The organism is Bittarella massiliensis (ex Durand et al. 2017) (assembly GCF_009876955.1).
GTDB classification, from domain to species: domain Bacteria; phylum Bacillota; class Clostridia; order Oscillospirales; family Ruminococcaceae; genus Bittarella; species Bittarella massiliensis.
The window spans coordinates 1-6,890 of the sequence record NZ_WWVY01000034.1; the positions used below are offsets into that span (position 1 = coordinate 1).

Consider the following 6,890-nt stretch of genomic DNA (forward strand, 5'->3'; position numbering starts at 1 on the left):
TGCCATATTGACCACTCCTTTTGGGTTTCTGACACAAAGCATACCGTCAGCTGTGCTCAATAGCCAGCTCCAAACCCGCTATTCTACAATACCAACGAAAACATTTGGCATTACCAACACAAAAGCGGCAGCGCCGGTATGTCTCACACCGGCGCTGCCGCTTTCATTCAATACTATGATGGAAACAATACGTTTGACAGACGTTCCGCCGCAAGCATCCTGCTCTCCATCTGCGGGTGGCAGTAGGTCCTTTCCAGAAAATCCGTGCTCGCATGCCCCGCGATCTCCGCGACCGTCTGCTTGCTTATCCCCTCTGCAAGCATCGTCGTGATCGCATAGTGCCGCAGCGTGTGCACATGGAATTCTCTGCTGAATCCATTCCTGTCGTAGAACCGCCTCAGCCAGTGTGTGAACGTGGCGGGGTCCGGAGCCGAACCATTCTCATTGACAAACAGCAGCGCATCCTCGATGATCTCTCCCTGCGTTTCCAGATGCCACTGCCTCAATGCATCCAGCACTCCGGACATCGTCCTGCTGACCGCTATGAGCCTTGGCTTTCCATTCTTTGTCGGGCCCTCCAGCAGACCCGCTCCCCGAACACGCCCCCTGCTCCGCGACACTACGATGCATTCCCGCCGGATATCCTTCCACCGCAGCGCGCACAGTTCTCCGCGCCTCATTCCTGTAAGCATCATCAATGTAAAATAGCTTCGGTAAAGGACGGGCGCCTGCTCCAGCAGTCCGAGAAAACGTTTGGCTTCTTTGTCTGTAGGGATCTTTTGCTCCCTATACTTCGCTTCCGGCTTTCCAATGCATTGTGCGGGATTGTACGCAATGATCTGGTTTCTCTTCGCATCATTCAGCACCACCGAAACCACGCCCCAATATTTTTGCACCGTCGCCTCGCCCAGCTGCCTGCCGCTTGGCCCCGGCTGTTTTCGGAGCCGCTCCAAAAGATACTCTATCGTTATCGGACGAAGCTCTTTCAGACGGATCTGTCCGATCTCTCCATACACCCGTTCCAGCATCTGCCGGTACCCGGCGAGCGTACTGGGCGCGTAATGCGTCTGCCTTTCCAGCCATCCGCGTGCATACGCCTCAAATGTCTTTTCTCCATCCTCCGCATAACCGTACTTGAATTCCTTTTCCAATTCTTCCGCTGCGTGCATCACATACTGAAGCACCGAGCGCCGGGGGATCCTTTTCGGAACATGGAGCGTCCTTGCTTTGCACACCTTTCTTCCATCCGGCCGATATCCGTTTGAGACCGTAATTTTGTACCGCCGCTCATCCAGCTGTTTCAGACTGGCCAATAGGGAAACTCCTTATCGGCCGATATCCGGCCCAAAGAGTTCCCGAAAGAACTCCGGGTTTTGTTTGACGTCGAGCCAGCCCGCATAGCACTCGATCGCTTTCTCTACAAATTCATTGCGCGAACTCACACCCGCCGCCCGGAGATGCCCGTCGCACAAACGGATATGCCTTTGCGTGATGGCCAGGCCGGGCTTTATCCTCTTTTCCTGATGAAATCTGTACATCGCATCCATCCTTTCATTTTTTGCATGGTACCGGTTTTTCGGCCGGTTTGGTGTCACGGAAAAACCGCGGTACACTGCCGAAATCTGGCTCTTTTTCGCTGTTTTGGTGCGCTCAATTGGTACCACACCCCCATTTTGGTGTCACTCCGGTACCACGCTCAGCCCGCACTGCGGGCTGATGTATCCCCAAGGCGTCGCGAAAGCGGTGTCTTCCTTTCTCCTGCTATCTTTTTCGATTGGCCCCATGGAGACCCGTCCAATTACTCACCGGGCTTCCGGCGGAGCCCGGCTTCGCTACATCCCGGCCACAGCGGCCCTGTGAGGCCTTTTCAGGGCAGAGGCGGGCATCTTTCCGTCCCCGGTCTTTGGCGCGAAACACCGGGCAAAGCCGCGGCCTGTGACGGTTGTGACGATGGTGACGGTATTTTGGACGCCGCCCCGCTCCAAGAAATATCGTCATTTGCGTCATTACCGTCACAGCTCAGACGGATCGTCCTGCTGTCGCGTGTGCGCCTGAGCGTGTAACTCACGCCGTTTGCTTTCAGCATTCCCTTGTGCTTGTTCAGCCAGCGGCTGAGAATGTTGGGACGGAGCTCGCAGGGCAGAGCGTCATGGAGAATTTCCAACAGCTCCGATGCCGTGCCTTCGAACTGCTTTTCGTCGTGCAGCCAATCAATTACAATCCCGATCACTTCTTCGTCTGCACTCCGCGCTGTTTCTTCATCTTCTCTGCATTCCCAGATGTGAGACATTGGATCGAACTGCAGTTTTAATTCTTTCGATTCAATGTCCCGACCCGTACAGAACAACGTTCCATAGTTTGAACTCCTGTCCTCACGCTGCAGGATGAAGGTCCCGTCCGCGGCCCCACTCATGCCCGCTGTTCCGGACACCCTGTTCAACGGGTCGCTGTCATACTGCTTGCGCAGATGGTGGACCAGCAGCACAGTGGTCTTGCAGCGGTCGGCCAGCTCTTTGAGCCGCGCCAGGTCGGCATAGTCCCTCGCATAGGTATTGTCCGTACAAGTTTCCCGCACTTTCTGCAGCGTATCGATGACGATCAGCGACACCCTCCCGTGTTCCCGGACGAAGGTTTCGATCTGTCCGGCCAAGCCATCCGCCAGAGTTCCCGCATGTGTGGCCAGATACAAGTTTTCCGATGGGTCCTCCGTGATGTCCAGCAGCCTGTCCTGCAGCCTGTGATAGCCGTCCTCCAGGCACAGATAGAGCACCGTACCCTGCTGTGTCGGATATCCCCAGACCTTTTCTCCGCCTGCCACCTGCTGGCACAGCCACAGCGCCAGCCAGCTCTTTCCTGTCTTTGGCGCTCCCGCAAGGATGTGCAGGCCCTGCACCAGCAGGTCTTTCACCGCATACCCCGGCGGTTCCAATACTGCATCCGCCAATGTGCGGGCGTCGATCGTTCTGAGCCTACCGGCCATCAATACCTCCTGGGGTTCCTGTTTGTTTGTGTATAGCATTCTCCTTCCGGTTGATTTTCTCATCCCTGTCGGGTACACTCATTCTAGCAAGAAGTCTTCCCGTCCGCAATACTTTCAAAGAAAGACGGGGACATTAAAAAAGTGCATCGGGGACAGGTGGTCAGATGGAAACAAAACGGCTCATTGAAACAGAAAACAGCATCCAGGAATTCACCGTACGGTTCTACGGCGGCACGGTAATGATCGAACAAAACCAGTTGCCGCTGGGGCAAATTTCCTGCGAGCTGCTGGATTATCCAACGGGGGAGTTGCTTGCGCTGCATGATGAAGCCGTCAGGCTTTTTTCCATCGTGCGGGACTCTCTTTTTGCCCGGGACAAAGAAAAAAGCCCCGCGCTGGCCGCTGCCGTGCAGTGCCAGTTGAACAGGGCTTTGAAGCATGTGTATCCGCTTCCGCTGTTTTCTCTTTTGAATATTGACAGGGATACATACGGGACGATGCTGGAGGAGCTGTGCCGGAGTGCGCCGGAAGAGTTCCAGAAAGCCGTGACGCCGGGAACGCCGGAAAACGAAGCCCTCAGCTCCTTCTTCGGGAAGCTGTTCCGGCTGCCGGATGAACTTCTGTGCTTCCAGAGCTATGTTTCCACGATGCTGGACTTCTATTTCGAACCGCTGGGACGCAGGAACGCGGAGCATTATGCAGTGGGTGTTTACCGGTTCTTTTCCGATGCCGCCGCACAGGAGGCCCTGCGTGCCGCACTGCCGCCCTATCCCACTTTTGAGTTCCTGCAGAGCCGCCCGGCCATGACGGAATATGTGACGATGCCGGATCCTGTGCAGCCGGAAAAGTACATCCTTGCGGAGCGTGTTGTTTTCTCCAGCCTGGCCGATTTTCTCCACATGGATCTCTTCCGTGGCCTGATGCACGGAAATGTTCCGCGCCGCTGCCACAACTGCAGGAAGTTCTTCCTGCTGCAAAACGGATACGATGTGCGGTACTGCACCCGGATCGCGCCGGGAGAAACGAAGCGTACCTGCAGGCAGGTCGGCGCGCACAACAAGCAGGCGGACCGGGACAGCAAGACGCCGGTGCAGATCGAATACGAAAACACTTACAACCGTTTGAAAAAGCGGAAGGCACGCGGGAAGATTTCAACCGATGAATGGAATGCTCTGGTCGCCAGAGCACAGGACATCAGGGAGCAGGCTCAGCGAGGGTGCCTTTCGGATTTTGAGATGAAGAAGGCGTTTGACAAGATTTAATTTTATGATATCCATTGGCGATGATTTCCTTTTTCTCGTTCACAAGCTGATTGTAGGCGGACACAAACGCCGCCTTGACCTCTTCCTCGGTCACATGTGGAGTTTTGCATTTCTCGCCATCGTACTTGTGGTTGCAGCGGTATATGACCTTACGGTATCGGTCTGTAGAATGTCAGACCTTCGAGCCGTACCAGCCGCCACAGTCGGCGCACTTTATCTTGTTGGAGAAAATACTCACGCCGCTGTATCGTGAACCGCCCTTCGTGCGCTTGGCAAGTTCAGCCTGTACCATGTCGAACACCGCAGGGCTGATGATCGCCTCATGGTTGCCCTCCACATAATACTGTGGTACCCCTTACAGATCGTTACGGAACATGGTTTTCGTTATGTGCGTATACAAGCCCGAATAGGTCGCACGCATTGCGCCGCCGAACGAGAGGTGACTCTGCTGTCGGCAGGCAAAAAAATAAGCCTTCTGCACACCCCTCGGTGTGAGAAAGGCGGTAATTCCTATGAATGTAAAACGCCCTAACGAAAACGGGCAAAAATCTTTGTATCAATCACGCAACTGCTTCATCATAAACACGCCCGTTGTAGGGCTGCAAAACCTCAACCAGAGTACGAACTACACAAGAGGGTGTATAGAACTCACCAGCAAGTTTTCCTTCCTGCTCTGCAAACTTGGAAAGGCAGTATTCATATGTGCGCCCGAGAATGTCCTTGCTGTTTCCATGCTCGACCATCTGGATGTTTGTGAAGAGGTCAACAACATCACCGAGCCTCCTCTTGTCCAGTTCATGACGGGCAAAGTTTTTAGGCAGGATGTCTTTGAGACGCTTGCTTTCTTTCTCAATGCTGCGCATTGCATCATCGATCACAGTACCAATTTCAGGGGTATGTGCTGCTGATGAAATAACACTCCAACGAGCATTTTCGGGCACGAAGAAAATATTTTCGACAACATATTCGTCGATGTCTTCTTCAAAGCCATCTCCCTCTGCAAGTAGCTCCTGATACTACTTCAGCAAAGATCCTGCCAATGAGTCGGCTTGAGGTGGCAAAAGAATTTGACGCTTTTGTACTGCTGTAGTCGTGTGCTCAAGAATATATCTGGATGGTGTTGCTATATACATTGTATTGATAAAAGTCACGTCTGAAATCAAAACATTTCTGAAATGCTTTTATATAGTGAAGATGTATGGGGGATTTCAGAGAGTCCACTTTGAATCACATCTGCGATGTCCGTGCTGACAGCAGCGCGAGCCAGCATGGTCGCTATAAACATCGCTTCATAAATTCCATTTTTGATGTGAGAAAGGCTTGCGTCGTGCCACGCCATTTCAGCGGCCGCGTGAGAATTTCCGGGATTAATATAACCAAAATAGTCCGCGCGAATCTATGCACCAAGCCACTCGCGATAAGATTTTTTATGACGGGCAGAGTCAGGCGCGGTATAGATTTTGAGAGCTATGTGGAAAGCGCAATTGATCATAAGTAAGTTGGCGTGCTGTCTGCTAGGTGTTTGGGGCGTTAAGCAGCAAAATCGGCCGGTCAGTTGGGTAACTGCGCGGGTTTGCGCAGGATATCATGATGCACACAGCGGTAAAATAAATGGCATATCTCTGCAAAGTCTTGTGTTTGCGCCATTATCCACATTAGCTTTACTGCGGCCGCTTCCACGGTCATATCGTATGTTTGCAGAACGTTGTACCGGCGCACAGCTCGAACGCCCACTTCATAGATTTCAACATCGCTGCCTTCCAGCATGACCTGTGTTGCGAGCACTACCAGCTTTCCCTTCCGCGTCAGTGTCTCTAGTGCGTCCAGAAAGTTTTGGTCACCTTGAAACGGCAGTCCGCCTACACCATAGCCCTCGATGACAATAGCGTCGTAATGCTCGCCAATATACCGTAGGATGTCGGGCGTGATGCCTGGCATCAGCTTCAGAGGAAACACACGGGGGACAAGGGTGTGATAAAAGCATACCTTTGGGTCTGCTTCCTCACAGCCGACATAGCGGAATACCTGGCTGCCGTCGATGAAGGCAGCAATAGGATAGTTGATGCTTTCAAATGCACTGTAGCTTTTAGTGCGCACTTTTCGCGCCCGGGTGCCCACGATTGCTTTGCCGTCGAATACGACATAAACGCCGTGTACATCGTTCTGCACGGCGAAACGCAGGCTGTCCAGCAGATTCTTTTTCGCGTCTGTCACAGGCGCGGACATCGGCTTTTGAGAACCAGTGAGGACAATAGGTTTGGGCGCATTTTGCACAAGATAGGACAGCGCCGCTGCCGTGTAGGCCATGGTGTCGGTGCCGTGAGTGATGACAAATCCGTCGTAATCTGTGAAGGAGGTTTCGATTTCCAATGCAATACGCGTCCAGTGTTCGGGTTGTATATTGGTGCTGTCGATGTTGAAAAGCTGACGTACATCCACTTCACAGAATGTGTCAGCTTGTGGAATATAAGATAAAAGCTCCTGTGGCGTGGCAGCAGGGGCGAGGCCGTTTTCCGTTTCCACAGAGGCAATGGTGCCTCCGGTGGTGAGTAAAAGAAGCTTTTTCATGGCTATGACCATTCCTTTCCGCTGCGCTCCAAGGCACCAAAATGGATGAAACACAAGTGCCTCTAACACAGCAAGTCGAA

7 protein-coding genes and 1 pseudogene are annotated in these 6,890 nt (G+C 53.1%); 1 reads left to right on the plus strand and 7 read right to left on the minus strand.

Features of this window, described 5'->3' with window-relative positions; all coding sequences use genetic code 11:
• Positions 1-173: 173 nt before the first annotated feature.
• The 3 genes from GT748_RS14750 to GT748_RS14760 form a co-directional block, all read right to left on the minus strand.
• A complete protein-coding gene (locus GT748_RS14750) occupies positions 174-1,313 on the minus strand; it encodes a tyrosine-type recombinase/integrase (RefSeq protein WP_134106996.1) in 1,140 nt (379 codons plus the stop codon).
• A gap of 12 nt (positions 1,314-1,325) precedes the next feature.
• Entirely contained in the window at positions 1,326-1,538 is a 213-nt protein-coding gene (locus GT748_RS15265; protein WP_156336612.1) for a hypothetical protein, read from the minus strand.
• Between the two features lie 329 nt (positions 1,539-1,867).
• Positions 1,868-2,980, minus strand: a complete 1,113-nt coding sequence (locus tag GT748_RS14760) for an AAA family ATPase (RefSeq protein ID WP_205301340.1) — start codon at positions 2,978-2,980, stop codon at positions 1,868-1,870.
• A gap of 164 nt (positions 2,981-3,144) precedes the next feature.
• Here GT748_RS14760 and GT748_RS14765 point away from each other — a divergent pair, with 164 nt between their 5' ends.
• The gene (locus tag GT748_RS14765; protein ID WP_134107376.1) at positions 3,145-4,242 is read left to right on the plus strand and encodes a DUF6076 domain-containing protein; all 1,098 of its coding nucleotides are present in this window, start codon (positions 3,145-3,147) and stop codon (positions 4,240-4,242) included.
• A gap of 172 nt (positions 4,243-4,414) precedes the next feature.
• On the opposite strand, the gene GT748_RS16110 is transcribed toward GT748_RS14765, so the two are convergent.
• The 4 genes and pseudogenes from GT748_RS16110 to GT748_RS14785 all read right to left on the minus strand — a co-directional run.
• Positions 4,415-4,579 (minus strand): hypothetical protein, encoded by a 165-nt coding sequence (locus GT748_RS16110; RefSeq protein WP_333559113.1) that lies wholly within the window; start codon positions 4,577-4,579, stop codon positions 4,415-4,417.
• Positions 4,580-4,817: 238 nt separating this feature from the next.
• Positions 4,818-5,258 (minus strand): annotated as a pseudogene (locus GT748_RS14775) (N-6 DNA methylase); the annotation flags it as partial.
• 143 nt (positions 5,259-5,401) lie between these two features.
• Positions 5,402-5,638, minus strand: coding sequence for an ADP-ribosylglycohydrolase family protein (locus GT748_RS14780; RefSeq protein WP_119972532.1), 237 nt, complete (start codon positions 5,636-5,638; stop codon positions 5,402-5,404).
• A gap of 155 nt (positions 5,639-5,793) precedes the next feature.
• Positions 5,794-6,890: asparaginase (locus tag GT748_RS14785; RefSeq protein ID WP_368034548.1), on the minus strand; the 1,097-nt coding region annotated here is incomplete at its 5' end.

What these genes read in the sequence shown, in the direction of transcription:
- GT748_RS15265 (WP_156336612.1), bottom strand. Translation starts at nt 1,538, where the DNA reads ATGTACAGATTTCATCAGGAAAAGAGGATAAAGCCCGGCCTGGCCATC.
- GT748_RS14760 (WP_205301340.1), bottom strand. Translation starts at nt 2,980, where the DNA reads ATGGCCGGTAGGCTCAGAACGATCGACGCCCGCACATTGGCGGATGCA.
- GT748_RS14765 (WP_134107376.1), top strand. Translation starts at nt 3,145, where the DNA reads ATGGAAACAAAACGGCTCATTGAAACAGAAAACAGCATCCAGGAATTC.